Source organism: Paraburkholderia sediminicola (genome assembly GCF_046026675.1).
In the GTDB taxonomy this organism is placed as follows: domain Bacteria; phylum Pseudomonadota; class Gammaproteobacteria; order Burkholderiales; family Burkholderiaceae; genus Paraburkholderia; species Paraburkholderia sediminicola_F.
Map to the genome: position 1 here is coordinate 4,005,146 of NZ_JAQQEY010000002.1, position 16,647 is coordinate 4,021,792.

6 protein-coding genes are annotated in these 16,647 nt (G+C 59.7%); 3 read left to right on the plus strand and 3 right to left on the minus strand.

Features of this window, described 5'->3' with window-relative positions; genetic code table 11:
* Positions 1-40 precede the first annotated feature (40 nt).
* Together PQQ86_RS37610 and PQQ86_RS37615 are read left to right on the plus strand one after the other, a co-directional pair.
* Positions 41-436 (plus strand): helix-turn-helix transcriptional regulator, encoded by a 396-nt coding sequence (locus tag PQQ86_RS37610; RefSeq protein ID WP_097394868.1) that lies wholly within the window; start codon positions 41-43, stop codon positions 434-436.
* Positions 436-1,791 carry a type II toxin-antitoxin system HipA family toxin gene (locus PQQ86_RS37615; protein WP_408279450.1) on the plus strand — a complete coding sequence of 452 codons (1,356 nt, stop codon included), beginning with the start codon at positions 436-438 and terminating at the stop codon, positions 1,789-1,791. Before PQQ86_RS37610 ends, PQQ86_RS37615 begins: the two co-directional genes overlap by 1 nt.
* A gap of 81 nt (positions 1,792-1,872) precedes the next feature.
* Here PQQ86_RS37615 and PQQ86_RS37620 read toward each other — a convergent pair whose 3' ends face one another.
* A complete protein-coding gene (locus tag PQQ86_RS37620) occupies positions 1,873-2,661 on the minus strand; it encodes an Imm49 family immunity protein (RefSeq protein WP_408195046.1) in 789 nt (262 codons plus the stop codon).
* A 979-nt stretch (positions 2,662-3,640) separates the two neighbouring features.
* Here PQQ86_RS37620 and PQQ86_RS37625 point away from each other — a divergent pair.
* Positions 3,641-4,054, plus strand: coding sequence for an RNA 2'-phosphotransferase (locus PQQ86_RS37625; RefSeq protein WP_408279003.1), 414 nt, complete (start codon positions 3,641-3,643; stop codon positions 4,052-4,054).
* A 295-nt stretch (positions 4,055-4,349) separates the two neighbouring features.
* Here PQQ86_RS37625 and PQQ86_RS37630 read toward each other — a convergent pair whose 3' ends face one another.
* Positions 4,350-4,739: a hypothetical protein gene (locus PQQ86_RS37630; protein ID WP_408279006.1), complete on the minus strand. Its 390-nt coding sequence runs from the start codon at positions 4,737-4,739 to the stop codon at positions 4,350-4,352.
* A gap of 13 nt (positions 4,740-4,752) precedes the next feature.
* Complete coding sequence (locus PQQ86_RS37635; protein WP_408279008.1) at positions 4,753-16,554, minus strand: two-partner secretion domain-containing protein; 11,802 nt, start codon at positions 16,552-16,554, stop codon at positions 4,753-4,755.
* Positions 16,555-16,647: the final 93 nt, after the last annotated feature.

Genomic DNA, 16,647 nt, shown 5'->3' on the forward strand with positions numbered 1-16,647 from the left:
TGATACAGTCCAGAGACTGTACGAGCCTGAAGAAAATCCAATGGATTACGCTGTCAAGACGCTAAGTCAGCTCCGCCCCATTCTGCTGGGCTTCCGCAAGTCCGCGGGGCTCACACAAGCTGCGGTGGCCGAACTCCTAGGCATCACGCAGCAAAGCTACGCGCAACTGGAAGCCAATCCGGCATCAGCAAGCGTCGAGCGGCTTTTTAAGGTCATGCGTTTGCTGAACGTGGAGTTGCGTATGAGTCAGGCGTCGTCCGCGCCTGACAGTAAACCAGCGCACGCCGAGACGCCGAAACTTCAACAACACGTCCCCGCCGCCAAAAAAGCGAAATCTCCGTCGGTCGCCAACCGCTCAGGCCGGACCCAGAAGGCGTCGAGTTCGAAGCAACCCCTTGGGGCAATCACGACCAAAAAGAAACGGGAAAACTGGTAATCATGGCGCGCCGCTCTCCGACACAACGACTCAACATCTGGATGAACGGGCTGCCCGTAGGCTACTGGGAAAAAGCACGGGAAGGGGACCGCCTGAGTTATCTCGACGAGTGGATCGACGACGAACAGGGGCGTCCCCTTTCCCTATCGATGCCGTTCACGCCCGGGAACCAACCGTACCGTGGCGACGTGGTCAACGCATTCTTCGACAACTTGCTTCCTGATAGCGATGCGATCCGCCGGCGATTGGCTCAACGGCATCGCACGGGCAGCACGAACGCATTCGATCTGCTGGTAGCGCTTGGCCGGGACTGCGTCGGTGCAATCCAACTACTCCCGCCTGACGAGCAACCCACCGACCTCTACGACATCTCTGGAACGCCGTTATCCGAGCCGCAGATCGCACTACTGCTGCGCAATGCCACCTCAGCGGCGCCGCTCGGCCAATACGATAGCGGTACGGATTTAAGGTTATCGATTGCCGGGGCTCAGGAGAAAACGGCGCTGCTGCGCCACGACGAACAGTGGATCTACCCGACTGGCAGCACACCGACCACGCATATCTTCAAGCTCCCGCTCGGCCTGGTTGGGAACATGCAGGCGGACATGCGGACCTCGATCGAGAACGAATGGCTGTGCTCGAAAATCGTATCGGCGTATGGACTCCCTGCGGCGAACTGCGAGATTGCAACGTTCGAGAATCAAAAAGCGCTCGTGGTCGAGCGTTTCGACCGTAGATTGTCGAGCGACGCGAACTGGATCGTGCGCCTTCCGCAGGAAGACATGTGCCAGGCCACCGGAAGGCCCTCACATCTGAAGTACCAGGCTGACGGTGGGCCGGGCATCGCAGAGATCATGGACGTGTTGCTCGGCTCGGAAAACGCGGAACAGGATCGGCGGCAGTTCTTCAAAACTCAACTTGTGTTCTGGCTATTGGCAGCAACGGATGGGCATGCGAAGAACTTCAGTATTTTCCATCTGCCGGGCGGCTTGTACCGGTCGACGCCACTTTATGACGTGCTCTCCGCGCATCCAATCATTGGCCCCGGGCGAAATCAGATTGCGCGTCAGAAGGTAAAGATGGCAATGGCTGTTCGCGGTACTACCAATCACTATCTGATCGAAAAGATTCAACGGCGGCACTGGATCGAACAGGCTCGACAGGTTGGGTTGGGAAGCGAGACGGCGCAAGACATTATTGCTGAAGTGGTCGACGCGACTGATCACGTGACCAATGCGGTGCATGCGCTGGTGCCCTCGGGATTTCCGGACGGATTGGCGGAATCGATTCTGGGTGGAATTGGGAGCCAGAGGGACAAGCTAGTTGTGGCGTCGAGTCGGTTGTCGGCAGGATAGTCCAAATGACGCAGCCGTCCGCGATGCAAAGATGGCGCAGAGCACCAACACAGACCGCTCACCGCGCAGTCCTTCAATCATTCAAAACGTATAAGGACTCTCGTAATGATCCAGACGGGTCACAGGCAACCATTCCGAAGGAATATACGGTGAATCCAACTTGAGTAGATAGCCGAGCCGCGCTGCCATCTTGGCGTAAATCACCGCCGGGGTGGAAATAAGGTTCTCTGTATAGCCTGATTCCTCATTCTTCCGACCCGAAATCGCTCGCGGTGTTGTCATCTCGCGCAGAGATGACTCCATTTTCTCAACGTCGCCATTCGCTAGTCCCAGGTAAAAGTGGAAATCGACAAGGTGTTTTTTATGGTTGGACGCTGTAGGCGGATCTTCAATCGCTCTCTCGCAACGCTCGCGAAGTCGCGTCATCTCCCCGCGCAACGCAAGCCGCGACTGATAAGCCCAAAAGTCTAGCGTCTTATGATTGTCGATTCGTTTAGGGTAGAAAATACGATCGTAGTCGGTAAACCACTGGATCAGTTCGTCGCAATCCGAAAGTAGTGGCAAAAGCAAATCAAGCAACGCTGTCCCGGGACTCTGTGGTTCGTCCTGCATCTGGTACCAGAGCTGATTGAGCTTACCGCCGACATAGGACCATCGCTTGCAATCGACTAGGTCATCGTTGGAAAACCAGCTGAACATTGCGCTTGCCAATGCGTGCGACGATAGGCGCATGGCACTGCCCTTCGGACTGCCCACGTTGTTTTCTATGTTGTGAACACATCCGTTCACATCGAAACCGTGCTCCAGGTGAGCTTGGATGTGACGTATCCGAAGCGCTGCTTCGTCGGTGTCGCTGTCAACTTTCATCATTTCCGTTTCGGAATCTCTGGTACACGATCGCACTCACAGAACAGCCAACTCGCTCGATGGGCGAGATTGGAAAATAGCGGAGCCGATTCGCAGATTACGCCTCATGTGCATTTACACGCAACTTCTCTCAATATTGACATTGACTACCGAGTTGACCGCACCGATTGCGTTTCAAAACACTATTGGTCTTCCTGAAGGGAAATCACCGTCCCATCCGCACGGGAAGTGTCCTTTCATATACCAGTATGCTTGCGCGGCATAAAATCCCGGAGGCAATACGTCTGCGTACTCCGCCTCCATACCCAAGTGCAAGACATCCCATTGAACCGCATCGACAATTCCTTGTGGCAGGTTGTTGTGGTCGACGACATTCCTTGTCTTCCGTAAAACTAGTGGCATAGTCAAATTTTTAAGCTCACGGACAAGCAGATTCCACTCTCGAAAGAGCTCCCGGTCTCGCTGGACCAGCTTCGACCTGTAGTGGTTTGCAGCATCCTCGCACAATGCTTTCCACTTCTTTCCTTGGCAGCTGATCACAGCCCGCGTCCACGTATCCAAGCAGTTGGCTCGTGCAGAGTCACCCTTGCCGACGTTAACAAACCACTCGACATTGTCGAGCGCGTCAAGCATAGCAATGGTTCTTGGATGCAAAATCGGCTGTCCCTGATTGGTAAATTTTCCCCGAAATTCGAGGGATAGGACTTTCCGGCAACAAGTTATAGGCTGCACGATTTTGCGCGGCCATCCGTTCCGTTAGACCACTTCTGCGGTCGGCCGATCAATCGGCAACACTTTCTCGATCACGCCCGCACCCAAATATCGGTCTCTATTGGCCGGCAGGCTCCGCGTGGACCATCAAACATCACACTCGCTATTCGGCTCGATCGCGAGCAAGCATCGCAGGTAGCGTCGGGTTCTAACCCGCACGATCCGAAACGAAGAGATCGTGTTCCAACCGCATCCAATGGAACATCGCCGAATGCCCACAGACAGCAAACAACTAGACGAAATCAGCAAATTTCTAAGTTACATACTCCGCCATGAGCCGCAGGCTATTGGCTTGCAACTCGACGCGGAAGGTTGGGCCGATATTGACTGTTTGATTGCCGGGGTAGCCAAACAATCCCGGACGCTCGACCGGCCAACAATTCAAGCTGTCGTAGCAACCAACGACAAAAAGAGATTCGCCATTTCCGAAGACGGCCAACGCATCCGCGCCCTGCAGGGACATTCGACATCGACCGTACGACTCCAGTACGCCGAAAAGGAACCACCTGAACTTCTATATCACGGTACCGCGACACGTTTTCTTGAATCCATTCTCGAGCAGGGTCCGACCGCGGGATCTCGCCAACATGTACATCTAAGCAGATTTTTAGAGTCGTCAACCTGAATCCCCTTTACATCGTTCGCCGCCGCAGATTTTGCAATCTCCCTAGCTTGCTCAAACGAAATTTGTGAGTTCACGTTCATAGTTCAGACTGCCTAAGTCTCGCCAACACACTCCGCCCTAGTACTTGGATTCCGTTTTTCTCGATCAATGTTCCGAGCGTCGCGCCGTTGTTCAACTGGGCGATTTGAGCTGCAATCTCTTGGCCCCCCAAGTTAATTAGTTTGCCCCGACCGGAAGGATGCCATATCCGATTCAGTCGCGGCGGGGCTGATGTTTGTGGAACGACAGAAACAGGCTAAAACCCCGGAGCATCCCTCCAGCGAACGTAACCAGGAAATGTCTCACCTTTCAAAAAGGCAGCGAACACTTCGGCTACCTGGTTAGACATGAACCATTCGTCGGATCGCATAGGAATATTTCCTGCGCGAAACGAAAGTATGGTGCCATCGGGACGTACAGCACTCGGCTCATCATGAAACGCGCGAAGTCGTTTGCGACTCATTGCGTCATATCGCTCTACCATGCATGTCACCCCGCCGCCCGCCACCTGCACGTAATTTCCGCGAGCATCTGTCAGCGACGCATACGAAGATGGACCATAACTCTTCAGAGATTTAATCGCCTTTGAAACTTGAGATTCACGCGGCTCCTGAACCTCCGGCTTTCCTTCTACTTCCAGTTTCATTTCACTGTGCCTCTCACGGAACATACACTGTCGTCACGCTGCTCACGCTCTTTCCGGCGAATCGTCCTGCGCCTGTAGCACCAAACAGGTTTACGAACTGATCCACAAATTGTTGGTACGTAGTGGGGGACGCGCCACCGCTTTTTACTTCGATTCCATGCAAAGTGCCATTCGCATCCTGCGTAACAATATCGTAACGTCGAGGTCCAAGCGGACCGTTGACCACCACCTCCTGCCCCACCACATCAATGCCGTTGCCGCTCAGGAAATTCGCGAACTGTGACGCGGCTGTTGTCCCAGGTGGTGGGCTTCCTGCGGCACTCGCAAACTTTCCATCCGGCGTTCTGAGACTTCCATCGGGATACAACTGAACATTGTTCCCGAGATTTTGTGGACCGGTTGAGGTATTTGTGGCTTCCGTCTGGACAGAGCCATTTCCCCCTGCGTTTGTCGTCCCGTTACTTGCATTTTTGCTGGAATTGTCGCTCGTACCACTATCGTTCCCGCTTCCTGTAGAAAATATCGCGCCAGAGTTCGGCAACGAGAACGAAGGCACAGGCATCACGACCATAGTACAAGGCTGCCCAGGTATGGGGCATATAGGAACCGGCACACCGCTAGTAAACGTAAATCCGCCGGCCCGCTGCCCCTGAGATCCACCGCTTAGATCGTCGTCGTTATCGCTCGGGCTGTCGGGCAACTGGGGAAGATCGCTCTTGGAATCGTTAGTCGATCCACCGGTAGCACTTGCCGCGTAAGCAGCTACAGCAAGCTGAAGCGGCATGGGCAAGATCGCGCGACAGAACGAGCTCTGCAGACAAGCCTTGGCTATTTCTGCCGTGTGGTCTTCCGAATTGTTAGTAGCCTCATTTTCAGCCCACGTTGCGCCGGCTTGCGCGTCGGCACCAGCCAGTCCAGCCGCAACGCCGCCGGTCAGAATTGACAGCGCGGTCACCACCGCGGCCTGGTCAGGAGGTAGCGCCGCTCCAGTCGGATCCATGGCCAAGATCGCTAGCGGAGAAACGACCGCACTGGTTACGGCCCCAATCGCACCGCCAGCGCATCCCGTCCCACTCAGCGCACTAGCTGCGCACCCCAGCGCCGCGTGCTCAAGAATGTTCTGAATGGAAAGCGGCGTTGTCGTGTCGCCAATCGCAAAGGCCCCCGCCGCCGCCACTTCCTGCGTCAGTGCATCCTTGAACGCAGTACCAAAGCTGCCGCCTTCAATCGCTGTACCCACCCCCGCCGAGATCCCGGCCTCACCCAGCATGGCAAGCGCGCGCGTTTCAAGCGTCGTCGCGGTAGAAGCACTCGCCTGGCCTACATTAGTACCGGCTAATGGATTGACACCGGCGAGGTTCGCAAGCGAGCTCGTCGGTCCGCCGACCGTCAACGGTCCCGTCGTAAAGCCAAATCCATTGTCCGAGTTGTAAGTAATGCCATTCGTCAATCCTGCCGTGATACCTGCCACGCCAGCCACTTCGAACGCACTGCCCCAATTCAGGCTGCCGGTCATTGTCAGCTGCGAGGCGATGCTCGACGTGAACCCGGCCATAGCAGCCGACAGCGCGATGTTACCCAGTCCCGCTGTCGTAGCTGCTGCAGCCGCCGTTGTTGTCGTTGCTGCGGTTGCCGCCGTGCCTGCTGCAAAGGTACCGCCAGCTGAGCCGAGCGTTGCCCCAATGGCCGCACTCGCCGCCCCAGCCGTCATGATCGAGACGACCACGGCGAAGGCCATTCCTACGATATCTGCGGCCCCAAACCCGCCCATTGCGGTAAAGCTCGTATCGAGGTGGTCGGTAACCGTCGTCTGCGTGAAGTTGGTCCCGAGTTGCTGTTGCAAACTGGCCAGCAACTGCTGCGTGCCGGTCTGCTCGACCGTTGTGTCGCTACCCAGCAATTGCAACGCGCCACCAATCTGGTTGAGCGTCTGCACGTTCAGGTTCATGTCAGCCGCGCTCATGAACCCGCCCGGCTGGACCTCAGTGCCGCTCGTCTTTTCGTATCCGGTAGCCGCGATGTACTGCCAGATATCTCCCACGTTGACCTGATTCGCCTGGTTGGTCAGCGTGCCGGTATTGACCGTCAGCGTGTTCGAAGCCGCAATGTTGCCGGTGTTAAGAATGCTTCCCTGCCCATCCTGGTTGAAATTGAGCGTGACGTTCTGACCGGTGATATTTCCGCCCGCCGCCATCGCACTCCAGTTCGGCGGCAAGTAGACCTGCGGCATCAGCGCGCTAACGGTCGGGCACGTAACCACACCCGTCGAGATACACCCCGGATCGGGCACTGACTGCTGGACGTACCACAGCATTGGCTCGGTCAGTGCATTGATTTGCGTTTGCGAGAGCGCGTCGCCAAGCTGCAGATTGTTTTGCTTTGCGTAGTCAATGGCGTTCTGATAGAGGATCGCCTTTTCCTGATCGGTGACCGACAGGTTATGTGTGCTGTCGTAAGTCAGCCCGCTCACGAAGCTCGCCTGCCCGGTCTGCTGCAGCGCCGCTTGCTGCAGCATCAGATCTTCCGCCTGCGGGTCGTAATAGAACAGCGTCGAGGACGGTTGCAGGCTCGGCGGCAGGTTTTGTAACAGGCTTTGCGGCCCCATCGAACCCAACGTCGAACCATCCAGCGAACCGGTAACGTATGACGCCTTGCCTGCCACCGGTGTGGGCAACGGCGCGCCGACCGAGCGCGGCGTCGACAGGTTCAACCCCGGCAGGTTCACCATGCTCAACGAAATGACCTGCGACGGCGCATTCACACGCGGCGTATAAGTGTTCGCCGTGGTTATGCCGTTGATGAGTTTCTGCCCGGTCAACGAGACTGACGTGCCGATCACGTTGCCGACGTTCTGAATCTCTCCGTTCGACGTAATCGACAGATTCGGCGCCTGGATCGTCGCGGCGATGTTGCCCACCGGCGTCGGTGGATCGATCGTGCCTCCCGCGCTCGTATATGCGCTTCCATAGAGCGCGGTGCACTCGGCCACTGAACCACAGGCCCAGACGTCGTGACGCTTATCGGGGCTGAAGTCGCCAGTCTCCTGCACCCAGTGCGAGTGCCAGTAGGCATTCAGCGTCTGGGCCTCGTTCACCACCGGGCCGGCAACGTTGATCGACGCGCTAGTGCCGGCTGTGATCAGGCTGCCGATGTTGGTCAGGCTGCCCGCATTGATCTGCAGGTTGTTGCCGGCGCTAATGACCGACGAGTTACCCGTTTGCTGATCGACATAGCCTTCGCAGTAGCTTTCCTTGTAGCCACCGGCTGTCATGCAGCCGTTGTACTGCTCCGTTGTGCCGTAGTTCTGGTGAACGGGTACAGGCGGCGGCAGATTATTTGTGATTGCGCCCGATACATTAAGCGTGATGTCGTTGCCCGCGACGATGTTGCCTGACGTGTTGTTCAGGCTGCCAGCCGGAGTAGTCGAACTCGCTGTGGTTCCTACCCCGCCGATGACAATGTTGTGGCCCGCAAGGAGACTGCCATACGTGTTGTTGATCTGACCGGCGGCAATGACCAGGTCGTTGCCTGCGAACACCGTGGCGCTCTGCTGGGCATATGAGAAGGTAGTTGTGTTGGGATTGCCACCCTGCATGGCGTTGCTGGGCTGCGTCGTCGAGACCGAATTGTATTGGCCCTGGTTGCTAAACGACTGCGCCCCGCTGGCGTTGAAATTGTTGCCGGCATAGAGCAATCCACCGTTGACGAGATTGCCGCCCGACAAGGTCATGTTCCGCCCGGCTACGATCTCCCCTTGCGAACCGAACGTCGTGGTCGTACTGGTAACGCTTGGCGGGACAGTCGCACTCGGGTTAAACGAAACGGTCGTCTCCGGCACCACTGTCCCAGATATGCCGACGCTTACGGTTCCGTAAATCCCGACCATCCCGATCGCATTCATTTGCGCCATGAATGCATCGAGCTGCGCCTTGTCGACAGTATCGACAATCGTCGCGGTGGCATTGCTCACCGGCGCGTTGTTGAGCGACTGCAAGTTCAGGTTAACGTCGAGTCCGGCGGAGATTGTGCTGCCGGCGTTCGACAGCGTGCCCGCTGTGATATTGACGTTACCACCGGCGGCAATCACGCCAGGCGACACCGAACCGGGTGCGGTAGTTGTCCGATCGATTCCCGGCAGGGAAATATACTGGTGATCGCCCGATTGCGTGTTGCCAACCTCTACGTTCTGACAAGCACTGGCATCGCCATAGCATATGCTTCCACCCGTGCGAACATCGACGTCTCCGTTGGCGACGTCCGGCTTGAGCGAATCGATCGTGGCTGTCCCCGAAAACTGATACAGATAACAGTCACCCTGGCTGTTCTGGCAGTACCAGCCATTCAACGTTCCCACAACGATCTTCGTCACTAGATCTGGGTCCGCCGATGCACCAACCAGTTGTGTCGACGTTTGCGTCGGCCCCTGCAGCGCGTCATTAATCACGGCGCCTGCATTAATGCTGATATTGCCGCCGGCTGTAATTGTCCCAACGGTGTTGTAAACAGTCGCACCCGTATTCAGTGCGATGCTGCCATTCGCCTGGGTCGTACCGTACTGATTGTCGTAGTTACCACCGCCGTTAAAATTCAGGTTGCCCGCGCTTTCGAGCGTGCCGCGGTTCGTCACGCTTCCCGACAGATTGAGGTTGTTGCCGGCATGGGCCACTGCACCAGCGGCATTCCACAGCGTGCCGTTCAAACCCAGGTCGCCGCCGCTGATGAGCTGACCATTGTTGCTGATGGTGCCATTACTCGAAATACTCAACGAGCCGGTCGAGTTCATTACAGCCGAGTTCGAGAATCCCTGGAGCGCGTTGATATTTACGTTGCCTGCAGTCAGGTTCCAGTTACTCGAAAGCGCCATCGAACCAACAGTCAATGAAAGCGTATTTCCCGCACTGATGCCACCCTGCGTCGACCCGTCGAAGGACATATTCACTGCAGACACTGAAGCGTTCTGTATGGCCAACAGCTGGCCGCCTGCGTTGTTGAACGCTCCGTCACCGCCATTGACCGTCAGAGACAGATTGCCAGTTGCGGGTCCGCTCGATGCCCCAACGTTGCCCGCGAATATGAGGCCGTTCTGATTATTCAACGAGCCCGTGTTGATGTTGAGCGCGTTCACCCCCATCAACGTGCCGCCGACGTTCGTGAGACCGCCTGCTACGTTGATGTTGGTCGTCGCGCCGTTGACGAGACCCGCGTTTGTGAAGTTCGTCGCGTTGACGGTCGTCGTGCTGGTCGATGCGAGCGTTCCGCTTGACGCGTTTGTCACATTGGGCGCCGATACGAAGAGGTTGCCACCCGCCAACACATTGCTCGCGTTATAAAACCCATTCCCCGAAGTCAGCGTAGCGGCCCCAACCACATCCACCGCCGACCCAACCAGCGACAGCTGATTCGAAGCCGTCGCCGTCAACGCCCCACCGACAATCGCCGTCCCCAGCGTCACATTCGTACCGCTGAACTGCATGTTCCCAGTCGACACCATCGACGCCTTACTCGCGTCGAGCGTCCCTTGCGCAGTCACCGAGACGTTCTTCGACCCACCTTGCGAGCCACTCAACGTGACGTTGCCGCCGCTCAACGTAAACTGCCCCGCGACCGTGCTCGTGCCGCTCAACGTGAGCGTCTGTCCTGCGCTCATCGTCGTATCGCCGTTCGACGACACGCCGGCCACTGTGACGTTGCCCTGCATCCCCGTGACATTCACCGTGCCCATCGACGACACCGCGCCCGTCACCTTCGCATCCCGCGCGGCCTGAATCGCAACGTTGCCACCGGACTGCAAGTCGCCACCAAAAGTCACACTGCCGCTCGTCGACCTAGCGGTGACATTACCCACCGCCGTCGTCGCGCCGAGCGACATATCGCCGACCGACGTCGCCGTAAACAGTCCCGCACCCTGAATCCCGCCGAGCGTGATGCCTGCGCCCGCGCCGATCGTGATGTCCTTGCCGAACGTCAACGCACCGCCACCGCTCACCGAACCGCCCGCGTTGATCGTCGCGAGACCGAGGCCGAGGAACGCGCCGGTCAACGTCGTGGTACCGCCCGAGGTTAGCGTCGTATCGCCGTTGACGAGTTCACCATTCAGCGCCAGCGTGCCGCCCGAAGTTGCCTTCAAATTTCCCTGACTGGTCACCGCACCGCCGACGCTCAGGTTGCCGCCCGTCGCAGTCAGCGTCACATCGGAATTCGCACCGACAGTACTGCTTGCCGTCAGGTTACGGCCCGCCGTCACGGTGAGCTTGTCAGTAGCCGAAGCGTTGCCGATGATGGTCGCATCGCGTGCAGCCGTCACGCTGACCGCCGAGCCGGACGCGAGCGTGCCACCCACATTCACGTCGCCTGCGCCGTTGTGTCCTTGCGCCTGCAACGCAATCGCGCCGCCGGCTTGCGCTGAACCCATCGAGAGGTCATTGCCCGCCGTCGCATTCAATGCGCCGTTCGTTAATACACCGCCGGTCACGCCGATGCTGCCGCCCGCGTTCAATGTCGCCTGCTGGCCAAAAGCTACAGAGCCCGCACTAATCGAACCGCCGGCCGCCAACGTGCCCACGTTCTGCGCGCCGATGCCGCCCGTCAGCGTCATGTCGCCGCCCGACGTGAGTTGCGCATTGCCGCCCACCGTCGTCGCGCCGGAGAACGTCAGCGTCTGGCCCACGTTCGCATTCAGATTGCCTTGCGTTGTGACATTCGCTGCGCTCGCGTTGCCGCTGGTCGCCGTAAGCGCCAGGTCACCCGCCGAGTTAACGTCGGCGAGCGTGATATTGCGCGCGGCATCGATCGTCGTCGTGCCGCCTGTGTTGATCGCACCGCCCACGCCGACATCACGTGCCGCCTGTAGCACCAGCGTACTGAGTGCCGTAGCCGTGCCGCCGAGCGTCACGTCACCACCGCCCGCATTACCGTTTGCGGTCACGGCAAGATTGCCGGTCACCGCCTGCACGCTGCCCAGGCCCGCGTTGTTGCCACCCGTCACCGTGACGCTCGCGCCTTGCAGCGCGCCGGTCAATGCCATGTCGTGCGAAGCATTCAGCGTCGCCGCCTGAGCAAACGCCGCCGTGCCCGCACCGTTGATGTCGTGCGATGCCGTCAAGGTACCGCCGAGTTGACCCGCGAGCGCACCGGTCAGCATGATGTCGCGGCCCGTCTGCACGGTCACATCCTTGGCCGCGTTGATCGTGCCGCCGAGTTGCGTATCGAGCGCGGACGTGAGGTTCAATGCGCCCGATGTCGTCGTAGTGCCAGTCAGTGCAATGCTGCCGGTCGCCGCCGTAGCAGTGAGATCCCCCGCAGTGGTTTGTACCGTACCGTTCACCGTCACGTTGCGTTGTGCAGCAAGCGTCAACGGATCGCCGGTAGTCAACGAGCCGCTGACCAGCACGTCGCGCGCCCCGCTTAACGTGACCAAACCGGGCGCAGTCGCCGTGCCCATGATCGCCGCATCGCCACCGCCTGCATTGCCGTTTGCAGTGAGCGTCAAGGTCGTCGCCGAATTGACGTCGTGCAGCGTGGCGCTATTGCCACCCAGCGCATTGATAACGTTCGCCTGCACGCCACCGGTCAGCGCGATGTCGCGCTGCGCCGTGTAGTTCGCCGCCTGCGTAAACGCTTGCGTGCCGGCACCGCCGATATCGCGGCCCGCCATCACAAAGCCGTTCGCCTGGCCGATCAGCAAACCGTTCAACAGCGCATCGCGGCCCGCATTTAACGTTGCGTCGCCAACCGCACTCGTGCTCGCGCCGAGCGACAGATCGAGACCCGTCGTGATGTTCAGTTTGCCGCCACTATTGATACCGCCCGTCGCATTCAAACTGCCTTGCTGCGCATTGAGCCCCGCATCGCCGACCGACTCGACAGCCCCTGCGACGTTGATATCGTGTTGCGCGTTAATGCCGACGGTCGTGCCAGTGGCGATCTTGCCCGTCGCCGCCACGGTCACATCGTTTTGCGCCGTCGCCGTCACAGCACCCGCTGCGGCAACGGAACCGTTGACCGTGAGATTGCCTGGGCCATTAGCCGTATTCGTGCCGTTCGCGTCCAACGTGACGGTGCTGGCGGATTCGACGTTGTTGACGCCGATGTTCCCCGCCGCGGTCACCTGAACCGCCTGGCCCTGAATCAACCCGCCTTGCGCCACATCGCGGCCCGCAGTCAGCGTGGCCGCCTGCGTGAGAGTCATCGTGCCCGCGCCGCCTATGTCACGACCCGCCGTGACGATGCCTTGCCCCTGCCCGGCAAGCATGCCGGTCACGTTGACGTCGCGCGCTGCGTTGAGCGTCGTATCGAGTGCAGCGGTGGTCGTGCCGCCAAGGTTGATGTCGGTGCCAGCCTGCACGTTGAACGCGCCATTGCTCGCGATCGTGCCCGTCGAACCGACATTGCCGTTCTGCGCGGTCAGCGTGGTGTCGTTGGCCGATTGAATCGATCCGCTGATGCCGATGTTCTGACCGGCGTTTACCGTAACCCCTGCACCGCCAGTGACCGCACCGGTGATGTTCAGATCCTGAGTCGCCGCAAGCGCGAGGCTCGACGCCGCCTGCACGTCATGCAACGTTGCAGAGCCGCCCGCATTCGTCTGCACCGTGCCGCCGCGCAGCGAACCGGTCAGGTTCGTATCACCGCCGGAGCTCACGTTCGCCGCGAGGCCGAACGCGTTGGTCGCCGCGCCTGCAATCGCACCGCCGGCCGTCAACGTGCCGTTGCCTTGCGCAACCACCGAACCGTTCATCGTCAGATTCTGGCCGGCGTTGACGGTCAGATCGCCAAGCGCGGAAGTACCCTGCGTACCGAGGTCGACCGATTGCGCCGCATTGATCAGCAGGTTGTCGCCTGACTGGATGTTGCCGGTACTCGTCAGCGAGCCCGCCGCATTTGTCAGCGTAACGTTGCCATTCGATGCGACGCCGCCGGCGATCAACGTGTTGCCGCCGCTCGTCACGTTCAATGCGTTCGCACTCTGCAACGCGCCATTGATCGACGTATCGCCGCTCGAAGTCAGCGACGCCGTCGACAACGATGCAACCAGACCGTTGACCGCCAGCGTGCCGCCGTTCGCCGCGACCTGCAACGCGGAGTTCGCCTGCACGTTGTTCAACGCCACCGAATGACCTGCAGTCAGCGAGACGCCCGCGCCTTGCAACGCGCCAGTCACCGACAGATCGTTCACAGCCGTGACATTCACATCCTTGACGAAGCCGCTGCTACCGCCCGCGATCACGTCGTGCCCCGCGCTGAGCGTCGCCGCCCCCTGCCCCGCCAGCGTGCCGCCGATGGTCAGGTCATGCCCCGCCGTCAGCGTCGTATCGCCGGTTACGCTCGTCGCGCCCGTCAATGCGACATCCTGCGCGCCATTGACGATGAGGTTCGCCGCGCCGTTCAACGTGCCGCTCGAATTCACGCTGCCATTCACCGCTGCGACCGACAGATCGCCAACCGCCTGCACGGTGCCCGCCGCAGCCACCGCAACATTGCGCTGTGCCGTCAGCGTGACCTGCGAACCACCCGCCAGCGTGCCATTAACGACCACATCGCGTGCCGCCTGCACGTTCGCAGCGCCAACCGAAGCCGCATTGCCATTGAACGTCACATCGCCGCCGCCGGCCGGATTGCCGGTGATCCCGTTCGCCACGACGTTGAACGCGCCACCCGCCTGCACATCCGCAAGACTCGCGTTGTTGCCCGCCGTCACTTGCAGACCATTGGCGAGCAGCTTGCCGGTGAACGCGACGTCCTGTCCTGTCGTCAACGTGCCGTTCTGGCCAAATGCCACCGACCCACTGCCGGTAAGACTGTTCTGTGCATTGAACACGCCATCCTGCTGCACGATGACCACGCCTGGAACGTCGAGGTTGCGCCCCGCGCTCACTTGCGCATCGGTGCCAACGAGCAACGAACCCGCTACCGAGATATCGCGCGCGACATTGGCAGCGAGCGTCGTGCCGCTTGCAAGCGATCCGTTCACTGAGAAGTCCTGGCCTGCCGTCACCGTCACGGCTTTCTGTGCAGTGGCCTGCCCAACCACACTCGTGTCCTGACCGGACGTCAGCGCGAGATTGTTACCGCTCTTGACGGTTCCGTTGTTCGTCACGCTGCCTTGCGTCGCGGTCAAGCCGAGATCGCTCGAGGTTTGCAACGCGCCGTTAACGTTGACGTTGCGCTGCGCTGTCGCTTGCAACGTACTGCCGTTGGTCTGTCCGTTCACGTTGATGTCGCGCGCGGCCTGCAAGCTCGTCGCGCCGCTCATCACGGAGGTGCCGTTCAGGTTGATGTCGCCCGTGCTGTCGTTGCCTTGCGCCGCCACAGCGAGCGCGCCGCCGGTCTGCACGTCGCTGAGCGTGACATTCGCGCCACCCGTGACCGCCGTGTCGCCGTTCGATTGCGCGTTCGCCACGTTGACGTTGCCGCCCGCCGTCACCGCGAGCTTGCCGCCGGTCTGAATCGTGCCGGTCGACGTGACGTCGCCGTTCGCATTGATCGTGTAGCCGCTGATGCCGACGTGCGCGCCGGTCATCGACAGATTGCCGCTCGCCTGCAGCGTGGCTTGTTGTTGCGCGGCCGAGCCGTTCACCGTCAGATCGCCGTTCGACGACAGCAGCAAATCGCCGGTATTCGCCGCCATTTGCGCATCGGTGCGCACGCCCATGCCGGCTGCGGTGCCGATCACCTGGATCTGGCCGGCAGTCATCGCGCCGAACGCGGTGGCGTCGATGGCGAGACCGTTATTGGCGTGGCCATTGGTGCTATTGATCGCGTTGGCGGAGTTATCCGAACCGTTCGCGGACATCGCATACGTGGTGCCGTTACTGCTCACCGCAGACGGCAGTACGAACTGTCGCCCGGCAATCGCGTTGATCCGCGAGCCGGCATACAAAGGTGCGTTGATGCCGATGGTTTCGCCGATCAGATCGATCGTGCCGACCGTACCTTCAATACCGGCGCCGGGGCCATTCACGCCCGCATTGCCTTCGATCTGAATATGGCCACCGGTCACGCTATAACCGACCGCTTGCGCGTTATCGAAGTCGGTAACCGTGCCTTTGAGGTCGCTCAAAAATTGGGGCGTACCGGTCGACAAAGTGACGCCGATCGTATTCGTGAACCCCGTGCCGTTGGTCGTAATGCCGTTGGGATTCGCGATGATGACAGTTGCGGGTGCCCCGAACACTTCGAGTGGCCCGTTGAGCAAGCTCGCATATGCGGCGCCCATCGACGTCACCTGGTTGACAATCACGCTCGCCGTGCGGCCCACGAGATTCGGATTCGCCTGCAAATCACCGCCGGTGAGCGACGTGCCGGCCATCAGGCTGTTATTCAGAATCAGCCCGACCGGATCGATGTTGAAGCTCTGATACTTGTTGAGCGAAATCCCCGCCGCGTTCGGCGCGGTGATGTTCACGACAGGCACACCGCCACCCGCGCCGGTAGTCTGCGTGATCTTCGGTTGAAACGTAATCGGTGCGGTCGGATCGACAATCGGCGCGGCCTGCACCATTTGCATCGCAAAGCGGATACGCACGGCGCTCAGGTCAATGATGCGTTGCCATGTTTCGTCGTCCAGACGATGGCTGCCGGAAGCCAGCACTCCGGCAGCGTCGCGGCTTTGCTCAAACGTGATCGAGAGCGGTCCGGCGAACAGCGTCAACGCGACCAGCGCCGACACCGCGCGCTGCCACACGCGACACGGACGCGCAGGCATAGGCACCGACCAGCGCTGCCGCGCGGACTGCATACCGCGATCGTGCCGCTCGTCGTGTGCCTGACGGTTTTGCTCGAGTTGTCGTAAAGCGTTGCGTGTGGACGCGTCCATGGTGCTCTCGTCTTTTTCTGGTTCTTCTTGTATTTCCGGCACTTCTTCTTCGCCGTTCCGGGCGACCCACCCGAAACGGCGTTGCAGCGGTTT

Excerpts from the sequence above, each read along its gene's own strand:
- PQQ86_RS37620 (WP_408195046.1), bottom strand. The coding sequence starts at position 2,661 with ATGATGAAAGTTGACAGCGACACCGACGAAGCAGCGCTTCGGATACGT.
- PQQ86_RS37610 (WP_097394868.1), top strand. The coding sequence starts at position 41 with ATGGATTACGCTGTCAAGACGCTAAGTCAGCTCCGCCCCATTCTGCTG.
- PQQ86_RS37630 (WP_408279006.1), bottom strand. The coding sequence starts at position 4,739 with ATGAAACTGGAAGTAGAAGGAAAGCCGGAGGTTCAGGAGCCGCGTGAA.
- PQQ86_RS37625 (WP_408279003.1), top strand. The coding sequence starts at position 3,641 with ATGCCCACAGACAGCAAACAACTAGACGAAATCAGCAAATTTCTAAGT.
- PQQ86_RS37635 (WP_408279008.1), bottom strand. The coding sequence starts at position 16,554 with ATGGACGCGTCCACACGCAACGCTTTACGACAACTCGAGCAAAACCGT.